Annotated in this window: 21 protein-coding genes and 1 rRNA gene; 7 read left to right on the top strand and 15 right to left on the bottom strand. The window is 44.9% G+C overall.

Annotated elements, in window-relative coordinates:
* The 4 genes from HGH47_RS03400 to HGH47_RS03385 all read right to left on the bottom strand — a co-directional run.
* A 16S ribosomal RNA gene (locus HGH47_RS03400) occupies positions 1–201 on the bottom strand; the annotation flags it as partial.
* 610 nt (positions 202–811) lie between these two features.
* On the bottom strand, positions 812–1,405 hold the full coding sequence (locus HGH47_RS03395; RefSeq protein ID WP_212565298.1) for an MBL fold metallo-hydrolase: 594 nt from the start codon (positions 1,403–1,405) through the stop codon (positions 812–814).
* Positions 1,402–1,929 carry a pentapeptide repeat-containing protein gene (locus HGH47_RS03390; protein WP_212565299.1) on the bottom strand — a complete coding sequence of 176 codons (528 nt, stop codon included), beginning with the start codon at positions 1,927–1,929 and terminating at the stop codon, positions 1,402–1,404. Before HGH47_RS03390 ends, HGH47_RS03395 begins: the two co-directional genes overlap by 4 nt.
* A gap of 326 nt (positions 1,930–2,255) precedes the next feature.
* Positions 2,256–2,825, bottom strand: coding sequence for a histidine phosphatase family protein (locus HGH47_RS03385; protein ID WP_212565300.1), 570 nt, complete (start codon positions 2,823–2,825; stop codon positions 2,256–2,258).
* A 162-nt stretch (positions 2,826–2,987) separates the two neighbouring features.
* Between HGH47_RS03385 and HGH47_RS03380 the strand changes: the two genes are divergently transcribed.
* Together HGH47_RS03380 and HGH47_RS03375 are read left to right on the top strand one after the other, a co-directional pair.
* Positions 2,988–3,152 (top strand): hypothetical protein, encoded by a 165-nt coding sequence (locus HGH47_RS03380; protein WP_432910353.1) that lies wholly within the window; start codon positions 2,988–2,990, stop codon positions 3,150–3,152.
* On the top strand, positions 3,145–3,459 hold the full coding sequence (locus HGH47_RS03375) for a helix-turn-helix domain-containing protein (RefSeq protein ID WP_016523404.1): 315 nt from the start codon (positions 3,145–3,147) through the stop codon (positions 3,457–3,459). Before HGH47_RS03380 ends, HGH47_RS03375 begins: the two co-directional genes overlap by 8 nt.
* Positions 3,460–3,464: 5 nt before the next feature.
* On the opposite strand, the gene HGH47_RS03370 is transcribed toward HGH47_RS03375, so the two are convergent.
* The 6 genes from HGH47_RS03370 to HGH47_RS03345 form a co-directional block, all read right to left on the bottom strand.
* Positions 3,465–4,499, bottom strand: a complete 1,035-nt coding sequence (locus tag HGH47_RS03370; RefSeq protein WP_212565301.1) for a S66 family peptidase — start codon at positions 4,497–4,499, stop codon at positions 3,465–3,467.
* A 77-nt stretch (positions 4,500–4,576) separates the two neighbouring features.
* Positions 4,577–4,858, bottom strand: coding sequence for a type II toxin-antitoxin system YafQ family toxin (locus HGH47_RS03365; RefSeq protein WP_212565302.1), 282 nt, complete (start codon positions 4,856–4,858; stop codon positions 4,577–4,579).
* A complete protein-coding gene (locus HGH47_RS03360) occupies positions 4,855–5,127 on the bottom strand; it encodes a type II toxin-antitoxin system RelB/DinJ family antitoxin (protein ID WP_006188742.1) in 273 nt (90 codons plus the stop codon). The genes HGH47_RS03365 and HGH47_RS03360 overlap by 4 nt, the downstream gene beginning before the upstream one ends.
* 147 nt (positions 5,128–5,274) lie before the next feature.
* Entirely contained in the window at positions 5,275–5,739 is a 465-nt protein-coding gene (locus tag HGH47_RS03355) for a hypothetical protein (RefSeq protein WP_212565303.1), read from the bottom strand.
* A complete protein-coding gene (locus tag HGH47_RS03350; RefSeq protein WP_212565304.1) occupies positions 5,723–6,028 on the bottom strand; it encodes a hypothetical protein in 306 nt (101 codons plus the stop codon). The genes HGH47_RS03355 and HGH47_RS03350 overlap by 17 nt, the downstream gene beginning before the upstream one ends.
* Before the next feature lie 703 nt (positions 6,029–6,731).
* The gene (locus HGH47_RS03345; RefSeq protein ID WP_212565305.1) at positions 6,732–7,775 is read right to left on the bottom strand and encodes a threonine aldolase family protein; all 1,044 of its coding nucleotides are present in this window, start codon (positions 7,773–7,775) and stop codon (positions 6,732–6,734) included.
* Positions 7,776–7,923: 148 nt separating this feature from the next.
* Here HGH47_RS03345 and thrS point away from each other — a divergent pair, with 148 nt between their 5' ends.
* Positions 7,924–9,684 carry a threonine--tRNA ligase gene (gene thrS, locus HGH47_RS03340; RefSeq protein ID WP_212565306.1) on the top strand — a complete coding sequence of 587 codons (1,761 nt, stop codon included), beginning with the start codon at positions 7,924–7,926 and terminating at the stop codon, positions 9,682–9,684.
* A gap of 232 nt (positions 9,685–9,916) precedes the next feature.
* On the opposite strand, the gene HGH47_RS03335 is transcribed toward thrS, so the two are convergent.
* The 5 genes from HGH47_RS03335 to HGH47_RS03315 form a co-directional block, all read right to left on the bottom strand.
* Positions 9,917–10,279 (bottom strand): DUF1667 domain-containing protein, encoded by a 363-nt coding sequence (locus HGH47_RS03335; protein ID WP_162663989.1) that lies wholly within the window; start codon positions 10,277–10,279, stop codon positions 9,917–9,919.
* 11 nt (positions 10,280–10,290) lie between these two features.
* On the bottom strand, positions 10,291–11,547 hold the full coding sequence (locus HGH47_RS03330; protein ID WP_162663988.1) for a phosphoglycerate kinase: 1,257 nt from the start codon (positions 11,545–11,547) through the stop codon (positions 10,291–10,293).
* Positions 11,548–11,878: 331 nt separating this feature from the next.
* Positions 11,879–13,636 (bottom strand): RecQ family ATP-dependent DNA helicase, encoded by a 1,758-nt coding sequence (locus HGH47_RS03325; protein ID WP_212565307.1) that lies wholly within the window; start codon positions 13,634–13,636, stop codon positions 11,879–11,881.
* Positions 13,637–13,753: 117 nt separating this feature from the next.
* Entirely contained in the window at positions 13,754–14,458 is a 705-nt protein-coding gene (gene deoD / locus HGH47_RS03320; RefSeq protein ID WP_212565308.1) for a purine-nucleoside phosphorylase, read from the bottom strand.
* An 82-nt stretch (positions 14,459–14,540) separates the two neighbouring features.
* Positions 14,541–15,326 carry a hypothetical protein gene (locus HGH47_RS03315; RefSeq protein WP_212565309.1) on the bottom strand — a complete coding sequence of 262 codons (786 nt, stop codon included), beginning with the start codon at positions 15,324–15,326 and terminating at the stop codon, positions 14,541–14,543.
* Between the two features lie 162 nt (positions 15,327–15,488).
* Here HGH47_RS03315 and HGH47_RS03310 point away from each other — a divergent pair, with 162 nt between their 5' ends.
* The 4 genes from HGH47_RS03310 (at position 15,489) to HGH47_RS03295 (ending at position 19,060) form a co-directional block, all read left to right on the top strand.
* On the top strand, positions 15,489–16,544 hold the full coding sequence (locus tag HGH47_RS03310; RefSeq protein WP_230974415.1) for a phosphate/phosphite/phosphonate ABC transporter substrate-binding protein: 1,056 nt from the start codon (positions 15,489–15,491) through the stop codon (positions 16,542–16,544).
* Between the two features lie 83 nt (positions 16,545–16,627).
* On the top strand, positions 16,628–17,401 hold the full coding sequence (gene phnC / locus HGH47_RS03305) for a phosphonate ABC transporter ATP-binding protein (RefSeq protein ID WP_212565310.1): 774 nt from the start codon (positions 16,628–16,630) through the stop codon (positions 17,399–17,401).
* Positions 17,391–18,245, top strand: a complete 855-nt coding sequence (locus HGH47_RS03300) for an ABC transporter permease subunit (RefSeq protein WP_212565311.1) — start codon at positions 17,391–17,393, stop codon at positions 18,243–18,245. Before phnC ends, HGH47_RS03300 begins: the two co-directional genes overlap by 11 nt.
* Positions 18,242–19,060, top strand: a complete 819-nt coding sequence (locus HGH47_RS03295) for a PhnE/PtxC family ABC transporter permease (RefSeq protein ID WP_212565312.1) — start codon at positions 18,242–18,244, stop codon at positions 19,058–19,060. The genes HGH47_RS03300 and HGH47_RS03295 overlap by 4 nt, the downstream gene beginning before the upstream one ends.
* The last annotated feature ends 166 nt before the right edge of the window (positions 19,061–19,226 follow it).

Below are 19,226 nucleotides of genomic sequence, written 5' to 3'. Positions count from 1 at the left end.
TACCTCTTATGAAGCACTAAGTATATTCGGTATTACCTGCTATTTCTAACAGCTATCCCCATCTTAAGGGTAGATTACCCACGTGTTCCTCACCAGTCCGCCACTCTAGGAGAGAAGCAAGCTTCTCTCTTGCCGTTCGACTTGCATGCTTAAGACGCGCCGCCAGCGTTCGTTCTGAGCCAGGATCAAACTCTCCATTATTTTATTTCAAACACCCCGAAGGGCGTCTGATCTCAATAATTTTAAGCCGGTCCCGTTTCTTATTTTTAGGAACGTTGACCTTCGAGAGAAAAAAAATAACACCATAAAACAACTATTACGCTGTTTTATGTTCCTTCTTTTCTCCCTATTCTTTGTTCTACGCTTATTTTTCCTTACCAAAGATTTTGCTCTTTGGCTTTTTCTTCTTTCCCTTCCCTTTTATTTCAAAGACCAGTTGCTACGGCGCACTGCTCCAGTGCATCGCAAGCGAAAAAGAATGTATCATAAAACCATTCATTTTGTCAAGCGCATTTTGCTTTTTTCTTTTGTTTTTTTTAATTTTCTTTCATTATCAAAAACACACAGAAAAAAAACAAAAGACATCAGCAATACTTACCACCTTCGCACCGCGGCATAATATAAACACATTATATTTTATAGAAGAAATTGATAAGCTTAACAGCTTTTTTTTCATTCTGCTGCACTATTTTCAGCTACTCGGCAGTGATAAGATGCAGCGTCGGCAATATTACTACATATCACCTCACTCTGTCAACCTTCTTTCATCGCTTTTCATCGCTTATCACGGAAACAAATAGAAACCTCAGCTCTAGGGGTGAGGTGAACTCACCGGTTTTCCCCTTAGATTTGCATGCGTAAAGTCACGTTCCACTCCGATCGTAGTCGGCGGACCATGCCCGGGCAAAAGGATGAGCGCATCATCATAAATAAACAGTTTTTTCTCAAGCTGCTCAGCAAGCGTTTTTGCGGCAAAACTATGCAGCGTACTGCCGACGATCCCTGCGGTAAGACTGTCGCCGGTAAAAATACAGTTATTTATTTTAAATAGATAGGAATCGGGTGAATGTCCGGGCACCGAAAAACATTCGACGGAAAAACCGGCAATTGAAAGCGCGCAATCACCCCGCAGCATCTTTCCATGTTTACCGACGAGCACTTGATCCGCTGCATATATGCGTGGATTATAAATTTTTAACAACGTCGGAAGCCCGTACCCATAGTGACGGATGTGATTATGTGTAATACAGACAGCGCTAAGCCTATAACCGTTCTTTTCAATATGACCGATTACTTCTCCGGTTATCTTTCCCGGATCGATAATCAGCGCTTCTTTGCGTATCTCATTGCCGACAAGGTAGCTATTGACAAAACCTTCATTCGAATAGTGAGGATATATTTTCATTTTATAAATTCCTCAGTATCAAAATGAGCGACACGTGTATTGGAGTATTTAAATGATACATCGGCATAGGTGTTTTTTAGAAAAGACACTTTTTTTATATTGCAATTTTCGAACGGTGTCTTATGCAGCGAGCAGTGAATAAAACGGGAACCGTATAAATCCGAATCCTTAAAGCTACATTCACGTGTCGTAACCCCAGTAAAATTATTGATGAGTAATTCCGAATCGGTAAAAACGGTATTTTCAAAAGTGCTTCCCGCAAAGCATGAAAACTGAATATCAGCTTTATCAAAAGTGCAATGTACAAAACAGGCAAAGTCAAAAAAAGAGAGCCGTATCCGTATACCCGTAAAGGAACAGTCCGTAAAACAGCTATGCGCAAACGAGCAACCGGTAAATCTTTTCCCTGAAAAATTAATGCCGGTAAGCGTAAGACCGGCAAAATTCATACTGCTAAGGTCGGAACCCGAGTCAAGTGCCGTGGAGAGATCCGCATAGGACAATTGTTTCGTTATGTCGAACATTACCGGTAAGCTCCAGTTTATTTTAAAGGAGAAAGCCGCGTCGGACAAATTTACGCCGCGGATACGATAAAGTTTTAAGCAGTTCTCCTTTATGATATTCGTAAAGAAGCGGTAACACCTCATAGGTAACCTTTTGTTCCAATTCTGCTTTATTTTTTAATACTATATCTGTACCAATATGCCGATTATCACAAAATTTTTCAATAGCTGACTTCTTGGATTTTAATGTAATAAACGCAAAACGGCGGCGGACTGCGTAATCAATAGTTCCTACGCTGCGGTCAGTTGTATTAAACCTGTTCGGGAACTTCCGTTTCCGAACAGGTTTATTCTTTTTTGATAATAAGTTCCTCAGTCATTCCGGCGTACTGCGCTCCGTCAAACCCAAGTTTTACAATATACGGCATATAGTCAATTATTCTCATAAAACTATCGCAGCAAAATGCCGGATTATAATAATTGAGAATGGTACTTAAAGCGGTACCGTGGGTTCCTATTACGATATTTTTATCCCGATAGATTTCCATTATTTCCTTAAGCGCTTCGATATTTCTTTTTTGCACGGAATAAAGCGATTCCCCATCCTCTTCCGCGTAATTTTTATCCGCCCATCGCTTTTTGAACAGTTCAAAAGTATTCCCGTTTTTGCCTGATTTTCGTTCCCTCAATCTTTCATCGGTTTTTATTTGTAGATGATAATATTCGGCAGCTTTTGCGATCGTGTCATAGCTTCGTTTATATGGACTTGAGATAAACACATCAATTTTTTTATCTTTAAGATAATGCAACACTGCGTGGGAGTCCTCAAGACCTTCTTTCGTCAAAGGCCGAAGCCGCTCATCGCCGCTTTTCGTATGATCCGATTGACAATGCCTTACAAAATGAATACATGTCATTTTTTAGCTCCTCTTTTACGCAAACCGTATAACCTGTTCATCCGCATCAACTGTCGCCTCAACGCCGAGCGGAATAATATCATATCGATAGATAGATTGGGAAGTATTCAGGGCATACCGTTGACAAGACCCTATTTTATAGGGTATCGTGTAAAAGATAAGATGAGAAGAGAATTTATAGAAACGCCATCGTTCACAAAAAGGTGGTTTGCACTTGGATTTAATGATGATGATTTGGCTGAATTGCAACAATTCTTTATCAAAAATCCGGAGGCAGGCGATGTGATGATTGGAACTGCAAGGAATTGGAGGAAAGAACATGAGTGATTTTTTTGATAGTCTAATGACCGGCTTAAATGAAGCGGTTGCTATTGAACGAGGTGAATTAAAAGGCCGTAAAACCGTGTATGAAATTCAACCTATAAAAAAATATAATAACATTGAAATAAAACACATAAGAAATTCCGTTGGGATGACGCAGGTTTTGTTTGCAAATTACATGGGTGTTTCACTTAAGACAGTAGAAGCATGGGAAAAAGGAACAAATCGTCCAACCGGTACGGCTTGCCGTTTAATCAGTATGCTGGAAAATCACACATTTGAAGCATTGCCTTTTGTAAAATGTTTATCTTAGGACTTTCATGCAAACCGTATAACCTGTTTATCCGCATCAACTGTCGCCTCAATGCCGAGCGGAATAATACACCGCGGTGTTGCGTGTCCGATATTAACGTTGTACACAATCGGCAAATCCGGTTTATTGATTTCGCTGATTAAAAGACGTTTGTAGTCTTCGTAATATACTTCGTCCATAGGCTTGCCGACAAGGATACCGTTTATAACTTCAAAAATGCCGGTAGTGTTTAAGGCTTGCAGCATCTTTTGATAGAGCTCCGGTTTTGTATGTTCTTCGCTCGATTCCAAAAGCAGTATTTTACCATGCCAATCATCAATGCTCGGAAAAAGATTATAGCGGCGGCACAAAGCAGGGCTATCCTTATGGCGGGTGTTGTCAAACATATCATACATCGTTTCAATGCAGCCTCCGAGAATAGCGCCGGAGAATACGGAATTCCCTTGCAACAATTCAAATCCATTGTTCCGGTGCCGCACTCTTTTTACACCGATCTGTGATTCATCAAATGCCGTACGCTCACTATACCACATATCGCTCGGGCGGATTTCTTTTATTGTGCCGGTTGTAATCAATTCTTCAAAATATTTTTTTGAATACGGCAGCATTTCATCTTCAAGTTCACAGATATCCGCCACAAACGACTGACCGTAAAAAGTGTTTACGCCTACATTATGCAGCATAAAATGATTCATAGTTGTATCGGAGAATCCGAGAAAAATCTTTTTGCTATGCTGTACCGCCTTCCGTAATTCATCATGTTCAAATAAATACGGCAGCAGCTTGTATGTGTCGTCCCCGCCGATTGCACACAGAATCATATCGATAGACGGATCGGAGAAAGCATCCAATAAATCCTGCGCACGGGCTTCGGGATGACTTTGAAGAAAATCAATTCCTTTACAGGCATTCGCAGTAGTAACAACTTCTATCCCATACGCACGTAAACGCTTAAAGCCCAATTCTTCCTCGTGTTTAATAAACGACTCACCGAGCAAGCCCCGCGAAAGACTGATAATCGCTATCTTTTTTACCGTCATAGTTTTTACTCCTGATATCATTTTTTTTCGGTATGCAAAGCTTTCTTCTCTTTTATTCGTATGATGGGAAATTTTCCCTATTTCTTAAAAAGCTCTGAATGTGAGCCAAGTCTATAAAGCATAAGTACGAGTACATCATTTCTAATTTCATACACCAACAGCCAATCCGGTTCTATGTGACACTCTCTGGTTCCTTTATAGCTGCCTGATAAATCGTGATCTCTATACTTAGCTTCAAGTTTTTCGCCATTTGAAAGTAAATTAATAACTTCTAACAGCTTATCTAAGTTTTTGTTCTGTTTTTTTGCAAGTTTAAGGTCTTTTTTAAATTGAGTTGTAAATTTTACTTCGTATTTCATATTTCCAATGCTTTTCTTAAATCGTCTATATTCGAATATCCTTTTACACTATCATCATAAGCAATTTTTCTACCTTCTTCTATTGCTGACACTGTAGTTGCATTGGGAATATCTAATTTTAAAGCAAACGGGATTCCATTTTCTCTAATGGTTGTTCTTAAAAACATATTGATAGCAGTTGTCATCGTAAGCCCCAATTCAAAAAAAATAGCTTCTGCTTGCTCCTTCATTTCTTTATCGGTTCTGATATTTAAATTTGTTGTTGCCATACTATCAATCTCCGTTTGAAGTATATTATATCTATTTTTCGTGCAATATCAATATATTGTCATTACATGGTTCTCAGTTCATTTTTATAAGTCTGATTTGTACTTTTTACCTGTGTAAGTTTTCTATTTTGTCACCATATACAGAGATCAGAAGACTTCTATTTCTCCGGTATATTCATTTGCTTTTTGTATTAAGGAACCTTTTGCACCCATAGTAAAAGCAATATCACTGCTTCGAATTGCCAACAGTTTATCTCCCGTCTTTATATCCAACATCTGCATTAAAGATTCTGAAAGACGAACTCCGTTATCTTTCAAGGTAAGCCAGCCGTATTTTCTTCCCTTATATGAAATCAACTCACCCTCTTTGAGTGTCCTATCCGCCAAACGAGGGTTTTCTTTTAAGATGTGATTGAGTGTTGAGCGGGAAAGTAGGGGCTCGCTCATCACACAAAATCCGCCCGTCTGCTTACTGCCGGAAACGATGTAAATATATTGCTCTTGGTGTAATTTATATTCTTCCACTGCCGGTAGCGGAAAGATGAGTGCTCCATCTTCCCGTATCTCAGACCAACCGAATATATATTTTCCGCCTTTACTTATCTGCGGCATGTTTACTTTCCTCCAATACTTTTTTCGTTATGCGAATTGCGCCGCTGCTGTGAATACGAACAACAGGATGCGGATCATGTTGTGCAAACCATGCCAGTTTTTCCAAGTACGGTTCTACAGAATGCGGCAGCCGCTTTCCCATTTCACCGAGAAGCCACAACGCTTTTGCTTGTACATCCGCTGAATACTGTTCGCCGAGTTTTGCTGCGACATCATCAATCGCTGTCACCCAATTTGCTTTATTTTTTGTTATTGTTCGTAATTCTTTCAGTATCTCTTTGTCTGTCATTATACCTATTCACATAAAATTTTCTATTGTGCTTTCTCAGCCTTATCCTTCCGATGCAGGGCAACCGCATTAAAAATATTTTCAGCGGTTGCCTTCCTTCTGTGCGAAATTTCATAGGTATAAGGTGAGCGTCTACAATGACGCCGCTCACCTTAACCGTCAAGTTTTCTTTCGAAAACTTGCGTATTGATGTGTGCGCTTTTCGCGCACGAATGCAACAGTTTCCAAAATTCATATTTTGTTCAACTGTTGCATTTTAAGGAAATAAAATTTCGCACATTTTCCCAGTAAATGGGTAAACGTATCAGGTAAAGTAGATAAAAATCGCGGAAAAATTGAGACTGTGAGACCATTTGAACCGCGAAGAGGTTCAACTCTGGTCGAATAGTATCAATTTTTCCGCGGGGTTGTTAAAAAGACGGCCTGATGCGTTTACCCTGCCTTCCGACGCCGCAGTATGATGATAATTGCGGCTATTCCCAAGGCGATAAATACCCAGCCGTACAACAGTGCGATACAGACCGCGGCAAAGGCCTGTACTCCGCCTTTTATTCGTGCGGCGGGTTTAATACCCGCTGTTCCTCAACCGCCATGGATGGCGGTTGTTCCACGCAGTAGCAATGTTGTGGCAGAGCCACAACTTGCAGTCAAAACTATATGCAATGGCCTTTCCCATAGTATTTTCCTTTGAACGTCCTGTCGTTTATGCAAGTGCTTGTAAGAGCTTTTCTACGTTCTCAGGTGTGGTTGCCCAGTCGGTTGCGATGCGGACAACGGTGTGCGAATCATCTTTCTTTTCCCAAAACCCGAATGCGATTTTTTTTGAAAGTTCTGCATAGCGTGTATTTTCAAGGACGATAAAAATCTGATTTGTCGGCGCCGTAAAATATTGTTCATACCCGTGAGAGTCAAGAAAGGTGCGAATGGCATCGGCGGTACGGATCGCATTTTCCCCGATACGGAGATACAGGTCATCGGTAAAAAGCGTTTCAAACTGAATGCCGAGCAGTCTTCCTTTTGCGAGTAACGCACCGTGCTGTTTCATAATGGTAAAAAAATGCGGGCTACGTTTCGGATCGGGAATAACAACCGCTTCTCCGAAGAGTGTGCCGCATTTCGTGCCGCCGATGTAAAAGACATCGCAGAGCGCTGCAAGGTCGGCAAGCGTTACATCGTTTTCTTTGCAAGCAAGCGCATACGCAAGCCGCGCTCCGTCAACATACAGCGGAATATGATACTCGCGGCACACTGCACTGATCGCGCTCATCTCCTGCTTGGTGTAGAGCGTTCCGTATTCCGTCGGCTGCGAGATGTACACCATTCCCGGATGCACCATGTGCTCGTAGTTTCCGTCCGCATAAAAATCCTGTAGATACCGCTTAACCGAAGCGGCGGTGATTTTACCTTTGTCGCAGGCAAGGGGGAGTACCTTATGCCCGCCGAACTCTATCGCGCCCGCTTCGTGTACGGCAACATGCCCTGTCTGTGCCGCGATTACGCCTTCATACCGCTTGAGGAGCGCATCGATAACCGTTGCATTTGTCTGAGTACCGCCGACAAGAAAATGCACAGCGGCCTCAGGGCATTCGCACGCTTTTTTGATAAGGGAGCGAGCCCGTTCGCAGTATTCATCGGTTCCGTAGCCTGCCGTTTGTTCCATATTTGTCTGTACGAGGCGCTGAATAATCGCAGGGTGTGCTCCTTCCATATAATCCGAAGCGAAAGAAAGTTTATACTGAGTTTCCATACTGTCAGATTATCGGATAACAGACTTTTGCGCAAGATTTTTTGACTAGCATTTATGCAGACAGTTTTATGGTATCTTGACAGCCTAAAAATTCGGCGGTATGCTTTTATTTATATTTATATAATGGAAGATATAAAAGGGAGGTCGTATGAACTATTCATTACCGAAATCGGAAAAATTACCGTTACTACGGCACAGTATTGCGCACATAATGGCAGAAGCTGTTATGAATTTATTCCCCGGCACAAAGGTCGCTATTGGGCCTGCCGTTGAACATGGATTTTATTATGATTTTGACCTTCCGACATCGATCACGCAGGATGATCTTGCTCGTATCGAAAAAGAAATGCGCCGTCTTTTATCAACTCCGCAGAACTTTGTAAAAGAAATCGTCAGTAGGCAACAAGCGCTTGAGCTTTTTAAGGATCAACCGTATAAGTGCGAACTTATCAATGATTTACCTCAAGATGCGGAAATCTCGATTTACCGGTCGGGTAATTTTGTCGATTTATGCAGAGGGCCGCATGTTGCCAATTCAAAAGAAATTAACGCTCAAAGTTTTAAGCTGCAAAAAATTGCGGGAGCCTATTGGCGTGGCGATGAAAAACGTCCGATGCTGACCCGTATCTATGGTACGGCATGGGAAACGCCCAATGACCTTAAAACCTATCTGACGATGCAGGCGGAAGCGGAGAAAAACGATCACCGCAAAATAGGACGGGAACTCGATTTATTCCATATCGAAGAAGACAATCCCGGCGAAGTATTCTGGCACCCGAACGGCTGGACGCTCTATTTAACCGTACAGCAGCATGTACGCCAAAAGATTAAAGAGGACGGCTATGTTGAGGTAAATACCCCCTTTGTTATGCCGCAGAGTCTCTGGCTTCGTTCGGGGCACTGGGAAAAATACAAGGAAAATATGTTTATCACCGAAAGCGAGAAACGGGTGTTTGCGCTTAAACCGATGAACTGTCCCGGGCACGTTGAAATCTTTAAACAGGGAATAAAGAGCTACCGCGATTTGCCGCTGCGTATTGCGGAGTTCGGCTCCTGTACGCGGAATGAACCGTCCGGTTCGCTGCATGGGATTATGCGGGTGCGCGGCTTTGTGCAGGATGACGCGCATATTTTCTGTACGGAAGAACAAATTTCCTCCGAAGTGTGCAAGTTCTGTAACCTGCTTAAATCGCTCTATCGAGATTTCGGCTTTGACGATAAAGCTATACTCGTCAAGTTTTCTACGCGGCCTGAAAAACGTGTCGGTGATGATGCAACGTGGGATAGGGCAGAGAATGCGCTTGCGGAAGCGTGTAAAGCCGCCGGTCTTGAGTACGAGATCGCCCCCGGAGAAGGAGCTTTTTACGGGCCGAAGCTGGAGTTTACGCTTGTCGATGCGCTTGGACGTGAATGGCAATGCGGCACCATACAGGCGGACTATCAACTGCCTTCTAAAGACCGATTGAATGCCGAGTATATCGGAGAGGATAACCAAAAGCATCAGCCCGTCATGCTGCACCGCGCGGCGCTCGGTTCACTGGAGCGGTTTATCGGTATTTTGATTGAACAATTCGGCGGTGCGCTGCCGCCGTGGCTCTCTCCGGTGCAGGCAATGGTTATTCCCGTCGCTCCCGTATTTAACGAATATGCCGAAGGTATCGCAGCGTCTCTTTCAAAAGCCGGCTTCCGCGTAAAGGCTGATATTGATACCGACCGTATGAACGCGAAGATACGGAAGTATCAGGAACAAAAAATTCCGTATCAGCTTATTGTCGGCGAAAAGGAAAAGCAGAACAACAGTGTTACCGTCCGGCTTTTGAAAGGAGCGCAAAAAACGATGTCCGTCGATGAATTTACCGCTTTCTTAAAACTCAAGACCGACACCGTTGCAACAAGCGCAGAATTTTAACGGAAAGATATCGTGATGAAGCATCTCTAAATGCTATACCTGAGTTTTTTCAGATACTTTAGAGATGTTCGACCGAAAATAAACCTGTTCGGAAACTTCCGTTTCTGAACAGGTTACCTTGAAATGCAATGTGTAAACGGCAACGACCGGTAGTTCAGCAAGAATTACCGGCCGTTTTGTTATAGGCTCGTGATTGTATGGCGTGTCAAAATCGGCGCCATTGCATCATACACTACTCAGCGCGGCACGGCATATCGCGGGTTGCGACAATGTCGATGCCCGTATGCAGCACGTCGGGAATAATGACTGCTCCTGTCTTTACCGGTGCCGTTACCCTGATTTTGTTGATCTCCGCCATCACCTGAAAAATCATGCCTTTCGGAATAGGCGCAGCGGTTTTAACGGGAAGCGCCGATAAAAAGCCGTTTTCAATGCGCACCGTCGAGCTGATATTTCTTCGAGGATCTTTCATTTCCTGCAAGCCGTACTCAAGCCCTCGCTTACAGCTATATCCTTCTATTGTGTAGGCGCCGTCTTTTTCAATTGCTCGGAGTCTACAGCCCATAGGGCAGGAAACACAGGTAAATTCTTTCATGATACCTTCGTTTATGCATCGAGGCAGGCGATGCCCGGCAATGTTTTCCCTTCCAAGAATTCGAGTGAGGCGCCGCCGCCGGTAGATACGTGGCTCATTTTATCGGCAAGATGGAACTTGTTGACGGCTGCAACGGAGTCGCCGCCGCCGACTACCGTTACTGCGCCTTTTCCGGTTGCTTCGGCCACAAGGCGGGCAACCGCTTCCGTTCCGTGGGAGAAAGCTTCAAATTCAAACACGCCGACCGGGCCGTTCCATACGATGGACTTTGCGTTCAAAATCTCTGCCTTGTACAATTCGATGGTTTTATGCCCGACATCCATTCCCATAAGCGAATCGGGGATGTCGCAGCCGTCCACGCTTTCCGGTTTTGCATCGGCGGCAAAAGAGGCGGCGCAAATATGGTCTACCGGCAGGATTATTTTAACGCCCTTTGCCTCGGCATCGGTTAAAAGTTTCTTTGCCGTGTCGATAAAATCATCTTCCACCAAGGATTTCCCGATTGAATGGCCTTGCGCTTTAAGGAAGGTATACGCCATACCGCCGCCGATAATCAGCGCAGCGGCATTTTTCAAAAGACTATCCAGTACGGCAATTTTTGAAGAAACTTTTGCGCCGCCGATGATGGCGACCATCGGTTTGGGCGGATTTTTTACCATCGGTTCAATATATTTAACTTCTTTCTCCATTAAAAAACCGGCAACTTTTACCTTCATAAATTTCGCGATGGTTGCCGTAGAAGCATGAGCACGGTGTGCAGTTCCGAATGCGTCGTTGACGTATACATCGCCGTAGGAGGCAAGCTCTTTGGCAAGTGTTTCCTGTTCTGCAGTGTCCTTCGAGGTTTCTTCGGGATGGAAGCGCGTATTCTCAAGCATCAAGATACCGCCTTCGGGAAGTGCATCGACTACCGCCTTTTGTCCTTTGCAGGAATCGGCAAGCCGAACGGGCATACCTAACAGTTTTTCCAAATATGCCGCTACCGGCTTCATCTTATGCTTACCGGCGATGTAGGCCTCTTTGTCAAACGGCTTGCCGTCCTTAGCCGCTTTTTCCTCAGCTTTCTTTGAATCTTTGGCAGGATCGCCGAGGTGGCTCATCAACACCAACGAACGCGGCTTTTGCTCTAAAATATATTTGATAGTCGGTAATGCTGCAACGATTCGCGTATCGTCCTGCACAACCCCGTCCTTCATCGGAACATTAAAATCAACCCGCATGATAACACGCTTGCCGTGAAGATCTACATCTCTTACTGTTTTAACCATTGTATTCCTCCGTTATGTGAATGGCAGAGTTCATACACCTGCCAATAGTTTTATATCCGATAAAAATATACTCTGTTATATGAAAAAATGCAAGAATGGACATTGCAGACGGGTAAACGCATTAGGTCGAGTAGATAAACAGCGCAGAATTATTGAGGCTGTGAGACCATTTGAACAGCCTCTCCGTAGCCTTTTGAAAATAGACGATGCAGATACAAGGAGCTAGCTGAAAATAAAGCGGCGGCGTATCTTTGATACGTTGAGCATTTATTTTCAGCGTGCGACGCAGTAGATGCGTCGTATATTTTCAAAAGAACCTGCTGCGTTTACCCTAACATATAAGCGCTCCTTTCCAGAAAAACGCATTGGCAGGGCGGATTTTCCGCTCTTGGATAAGCTGCGAAACAAGGCTGCCAATATCGCCGGCGCGCCAGAGCGGAAGGTTTTCGTGTAATACGCGGATAAGCTGCGGGGCGGTAAACTTTCGCTTATTGACCGCTATAAATGCAATCAATTCCCGCTCATCTTGCGGATACAGAAGCGCAGTTCCGTTACAGATATCGCAACCGGAACAGGCGATGCTTTCATCTCCTGCACGAAGCGGAACAGCCCGCACTTCTCCGAGCGCTTCGAGCAGAACCTCGCGCCGGCAGCGACCGCTTTCAGCAAAATTAACGAGTATCTCCGCCCGTTTCCGCTGTTTTTCAGGCAATAGCGCGATCCGTGCCTTGTCCTCGGGACTCCACAGCAAGACTGCCTGTGCAGGATTACCGTCCCGCCCTCCCCTGCCCGCTTCTTGTATGTATGCTTCGGCAGTGGGCGACGCATTGAGGTGGATCACGGTGCGTACATTCTTTTTATCGACGCCCATCCCCCACGCACAGGTGGTTACCAGTATCGCACTGTCGTGCTGATGGAACCATTGCTCCACCTCATCTTTTTCATCCCGCTGTAAGCCTGCATGATAAAATCGAATCGCCCGATCCCGCAGCGTATAGCGTAAAAATGCGGCAGTTTGTTCCGTGCCGTTCCGCGTCGCACAGAAAATAACCATCGGGCGCTGCCGCTGCATAACCTCTTGCAACAGGGCAGGCGCCTTTACGCGGCATTGCCGTACATAATAGGCAATATTGGTACGATCCGATTCCCCACGTACCAGATGAACCCGTCCGTCAAAAAGCACCTCACCGATACGCTTCAACACCTCGTTGCCTGCCGTTGCGGTAAAAGCGGTAACGGCAGGCGGCTTCAGCGTTTCGATAACCTGTTTTAAGGTTTGGTAGGCCGGCCGAAAGCTGTCTCCCCATTCGCTGACGCAGTGAGCCTCATCTATAGCGAGGTGGGCAATGCCGCGCTTTGCAATACGGTTTAACACTTCTTCCTGCATCAGAATTTCGGGATTGGCAATGATGAGCTTTGCAGGAGGTTTCCCGTCCGTTCCTTCAAGGCGGGCATACTGCGCGGCTCGTTCCTGTCCGCTTTGACCGCCGCGGAACAACACCGGTTCAAGATTGCCTTCGCACATCCGGCGCATCTGATCACTCATCAAGGCTAAAAGCGGATAGATAATAAGCGTCGGCTTATCCAGCAACAGCGCCGGTACCTGAAAGCACAGCGATTTCCCCGCGCCGGTCGGCAACAAAACAATCTGCCTACCCCGCAGCACACCGTCTTCATCGTAAAGCTCGCTTAAAGGCTCGCCTGTGCCGGACAGAAAATCCGGCTCCGTTTGCGATACCGCGGTTCCGAACGGCGCTGTAGAAATTCCGCCCTGCATTGCAGCATTTCCGGACAGCTGTGCGGCAGCAGCGTCGGCAGCTGCTACCGCTTCCGCGGCGTGTACGGCATCGAGGATGTTGGCAATCACGAGCCGCTGCCATGGATACAGTGCCGGAATCCCGAATACGGTCTGAGCACAGAGCGAAACAGCATCGGCTGTTTTTTCCAAGCTGTATTCGGGATTATCCGATTCAAAAATTACGGGACAGCTTTCCGTATCGGGAAGCGGCGCCTCCGATTCAAAAGAGTACAGGATTTCGCCGTCAGGCGTTGTGTTGCCGTCAAGTGTTTTGTTATTGATGATATTCATACCATATATATGCGTCACCAATAACAAAACGGCTTGAAATTTTACAAAAAAGTGGGAACAGGTTATCGAAAAAGTAAACCAACTTTTGAGACATCCCCGCTTTCTTTCAATTTATATTTATTCGGCGATAATTGCCTCAAGTGCGGTTTGCATCATCGCGGTAAAAGACAATTGCCGCTCTTCCGCAGTGGTTTCTTCATGCGTAACCATATTGTCGGATATGGTTAGCAGTGCGAGCGCCTGCCGCTTATACTGTGCAGCAAGGGTATACAGCTCGGCAGCTTCCATCTCAATCGCCAAAAGACCGTACCGCGACCAGAGCTTCCACGTTTCAAGTTCGTCATAAAAGACATCAGAGGAAGCAATGGGACCAACCAACGGATTGTAACCGAGACGAACTGCCGCATCATAAGCATGTTTTAAAAGCTTCCAGTCCGCTGTAGGCGCGAACTGGGTTCCGCGGAAACGGAGCGTATTTGTCCCTGAGTTAGTCGCAGCGCTCATCCCGATAATCAATGAACGCAGCGGAATATCTTTTTGCAAAGCTCCCGCAGTACCGATACGGATAGCCTTCTGCACGCCGTATTCACGGAAAAGCTCATTTACATAAATGGAAATAGAAGGCTGCCCCATACCGGTTCCCTGCACGGAAACCTTTATACCCTTATACGTGCCGGTAAACCCATACATACCGCGGACTTCATTGTAGCAGTGCGCATTTTCCAAAAAATTTTCGGCAACGAACTTTGCCCGCAGCGGATCGCCCGGTAACAATATCCGTTCTGCAATTTCGCCTTGTTTTGCTCCAATATGAACACTCATCATATCCTCCTTGTCAAACGTATCAAAATCATTATGAATGATCTCTAAAAACCAATCGAGTCTTCAGAGACAGCTATGCTTATCAATCTTTCCACGGAAAAATAAGATTGCGGATTGTCCGTGTTCCGACTGTTTCCCGATCTTCCGCCAGCAATTCATCCCATGGTATTTGTTTCCTCACGGTCTGAATCGGTATTTCAGGATGCTGCTCCATCCAATCATACTTATACATTCTCAGTTTAAAAGCATTGTTCCATGCAAGCAAGAGTCCCGAAAAGCCCGGCACCAAAAAAGCTAAGAACGGGGTCAATATAACGAGGACGACGCTGTACAGCAGCATAAAGAGCGTGAATCCGGTATTATCAAAAAAAATAATAAAGCACTTTTTAAGGCATTTGCGAAAATTCGATTCCAGCCGACTCCGTATCGGAAAGAACCATAAAAGTGACAGCTGTATAACCGCAAAAATCCAGATGACACTGATACCGAGAAAAAGACCGAGAAAATTGTGAAATGAAAAATAGTAGGGAACGGCGACTCCGACAACAACCCAACAAAAAGTTTCGACTAATGAGAATAAAACACCGTGTCGCCACGTACGTTTGATTTCTCCGCCGATTTCTTTCAATGAAAACGATTTATAATCGGCTATACGGGACATCAAATGAGAGACGGCTAAAAGCAGCACTCCCATCAATATGAGACAAACAAACAAGCTCAATAAAGACAGCGTCGGCATTGATGACAGTAGGTAGGACAAGCCGAAGAATAAAAAAACAATCAGTATACATGCAATATTGAAAAGAGCGAGCGGGAGAAAATTATCCCATCCGTCAAAAAAATTTTTTTTGAGAAAAAATCCGATCATGCGGCGATAGTAACACAAAAAGCGGAATAATACTATCCGTGCCGCGGCATAGCAGAATCGGCGGGCGGTTGCATAAAGACTTCAATTATAGTAGACTGGCGCCCATAATCAAAAAAACGCTAAAGACTGCTTTTAGCGATTTCCTAAAATGTGGAGAAAGTGATGAAATCCTCTTTATTTTGTGCTGCAGCCACTTCATCAGCAGAAAAGACGCTGCGGTATGTTAAACCGTTTCTTTGTATGATGTGCCTTTCAGTTGTGCTTGTTTGTTCATGCAGCAAAGCTGAACAAAAACCGCTTACAATGGTTTTTTATCCAAATGAGTCAAGCGAATCCATGAAAGATGCCCGCGCAGCATTCCAAGAAATTTTAAAAGAAGCCGTCGGTCGCGATGTTGAAATTCTTACCACGACCGATTATAACATCGCATTGGAAGCGCTCGTTTCCGGCAAGGCCGATATGGCTTATGTCGGCGCCGAAGGATACCTGACCGCTCACAAGCGGAACAGCGCCGTTATCCCTATTGCGACTAATTCGGGTTCCAGCGGGACGCTTGACGATGCAAAGTATTACAGCTTTATCGGCGTGCAGCGGAAAGATGCCGGTACCTATAGAAAAGCGGATGGTAGTTTTGATTTAAGCCTATTAAAAGGAAAAAGAATGTCGTTTGTGGCGGCAAGCTCTACTTCGGGCTTTGTTATTCCCGCAAAAGTTTTAGCAGCTGCTTTTTCTCTTGATAATACCGACGACCTTATATTGAGCGACAAAGTATTTTCCAAGGTGTTATTTGCCGGTTCTCATCAAGGCTCGCAGGTAAACCTTTTCCGCGGCGATGCAGATGCCGCAGCTTTTGCTATCCCGCAAACAATCGGCGTGTATGAACTGCTTGAAGGTGAAGATTATAGAACAGGCGCAGTTTATCGCGTAACCGAAGGAGCTGATGAACCATTCACATCCTTTGCAGGAAGTGAAATGACCGTAATCCGCTCCATCCCCGTCTTAAATGCGCCGATTACCGTCAATACGAACACGGTTTCAGCCGCGGATATACAAAAGATACGAGAAGCGCTGACTTCGGACAAAACGGCAAATAATCCCGGAATTTTTAACGTAAAGGATTCCGGTAAAAAGGGCATATATCCTAAGTATTCCGAAAAGACGCGGTTGGTTGCTACCGATGATGCATGGTACGATGAACTTAGAAATTCTACCAAGTAATGCAGTATCATCCGGTATCTTACTTGATGTTGATTAAAGAATAAACACAGCGGCTGTTCTACAGCCGCCTGACAAGGTTTGAAGTGTTGATCACCTTTAAAAATGTTTCAAAGCGCTATGCAGGGGACAGACTTGCACTGGATTCTATCAATCTTACGATTGAACAGGGTTCGATGGTTTCCGTTATCGGACCTTCGGGTGCAGGTAAGACAACCTTTATCCGTTGTATCAATCGGCTCATCGACTGTACTGCCGGTACGGTTAAAATCGACGATGAAATACTCCAAAAAATGAACAGCCGCCGATTAAAACAAGTCCGTAGAAAAATCGGCATGATTTTTCAAAACTACAATCTGGTAGAGCGGCTCACTGTTCTTGAGAATACGCTCCACGGCTGCCTCGGCGCTTTACCGCTGTACCGCAGTCTATGCGGACTGTATACGCAGGAAGAGAGAACTCAAGCGCTGGCAATACTTGAAGAACTCGGGCTTTCGGATTACCTTTATCAGCGGTGTGCAGATTTAAGCGGCGGACAAAAACAGCGTACCGGCATTGCGCGGGCATTGATGCAAAATCCGCAAATACTTTTATGCGATGAGCCGGTATCTTCGCTCGATCCGCAAAGTGCACAAGATATCCTTGATTATATCGAAAAAATAGTTAGAACGCGGAATCTTACGTGTATTATGAATCTGCACAATGTTGAATATGCAAAACGATATTCCGACAGAATTATCGGTTTACGCAACGGAAACGTGGTCTTTGACGGAAAACCGGAAGAACTTTCGGAAAAAGCACTGCATACTATTTTTTCTTCCGGATCCCATCCCGAAAAGAAAGACTGCCATGAAATTTGATATTCCAATAGACAGACAAAGCCCTGCATTTGAATCACATCGACGCTGGAAAGCGCCCTCTTCGGGATCTTTCTTCAAGAAAAAAAAATTAAGAACGTTGACTGTTTTTTTCAGTGCTGCCGTGTTATATGTTGTTTCGGCAATTATGACAGGGTTGACGGTATGGAATGCGTTAACCGGCATCCCGCGCGGCCTGTATTGGCTGATAAGGAACTTCTTCCCATCAGCACAATCGCTTTCAGTGCTGCCGCTCATTTTTAAGACTTCGCTGTACACCGCCGTTACCGCAATAACGGCATCAACTATCGCTTTTTGCGTTGCCTGCATAGCGGCAGTTGCCGGTTCTCAAACAACCGGACGGTTCCGTATACTGCGTATTGTCTGTTCCGGAGCCGCATCTTTTTTTAGAAACATCCCACTTCCTGCATGGTCTATTCTATTGCTGTTGTCCTTTAAGCAAAATGCCGTAACAGGCTTTTTAGCTCTTTTCTTTATAACCGCAGGACATTTAACCCGTGCATTTACCGAAATTATCGACTCTCATGCCGAAGAATCGTATACGGCGTTGGAAGCAGCCGGTGTACCGTATATGCCGATTATCATCCACGGCGTATTACCGAATGTTCTCCCGCTCTTTATTTCATGGCTGCTCTACGCGATAGAAACAAATGTCAGAGACTCCGCACTCATTGGAATTTTAACAGGCACGGGAATCGGCTTTCTCTTCAATCTATATTTTAAGAGCTTTCGCTATCCTGAGGCAGGGCTTATCATTTGTGTATTGATGATACTCGTACTCTGCATCGACAGTATTTCCAACACGGTGAGAAGGATATTACTATGAAACCCCATGCTCATATTGACCGATGCCGATCACCGAGAAAAAAACAATGGACGCTCTCTATCGTATTTGCTGTCCTTTTCGGCATTAGTATCTGGGGATGCTTCTTGCTTGCGCAGGAAACAATCGATTGGAAAGATTCATGGCATAATCTGCTCCACTACGGACGCATCCTTTTTTTGCAGCCGAAGCGCTCGGATCATCTTCCGCTCGGCGAACTCGCGTACTCACTCGGTATCAGTTTTGCACTGTCGATTTTAACTACAATCGGCGGCGCTGCTATCGCGTTTTTTTTGGCTCTCGGGGCTGCCCGAAATATTGCCCCTTCAGCCGTTGTAAAAATAATCCGTATTATCACCGCAGTTATCCGCTCAATCCCCACAATTATCTGGGTGTTGGTTTTCTCGGTTACGGTTAATATCGGCACCGATGCCGCCGTTATCGGTATGTGCTTTCACAGCATTGCCTATTTGGTAAAAGTGTTCTCCGAAAGCTTTGAACAGATTAACCGCGATACGATCGATGCTTTGCGGGCGTGCGGAGCGGGATTTTTCGGCATTATTACGCAAGCGGTTATTCCGGTGGCTGCAACGTCCATTATTTCATGGACATTTTTCCGCTTCGAAATCAATTTTATCAATGCCGTCGCAATCGGCGCCGCCGCAGGATCAGGCGGTATCGGGTATTATCTATTCATGGCAGGCAATCTCTATTATGATATACAAGAGGTCGGCGCTATCACATACACTATTTTCGGTACCGTTATTTTGCTGGAGATGCTCTCTCTGCGCCTGCGGAAAGGAATCAAGCAGCACTGAAAAAATACCGACACTGTATAAGGAATCTCTAAAAATTTCAGTTTTTAGAGGTTTTCCTTAAATTTAGTTGCGACGTTTAAAATTAAGTTATTATTGGATAAGACTTAATTTTAAACTCGTCGGGCATTTCTAAAAGCTAACCGAGCTTTTAGAAATGCCCATAGGG

The organism is Treponema sp. OMZ 805 (assembly GCF_050937395.1).
Lineage (GTDB): Bacteria > Spirochaetota > Spirochaetia > Treponematales > Treponemataceae > Treponema.
This window is presented reverse-complemented; position numbering and strand designations above follow the sequence as displayed.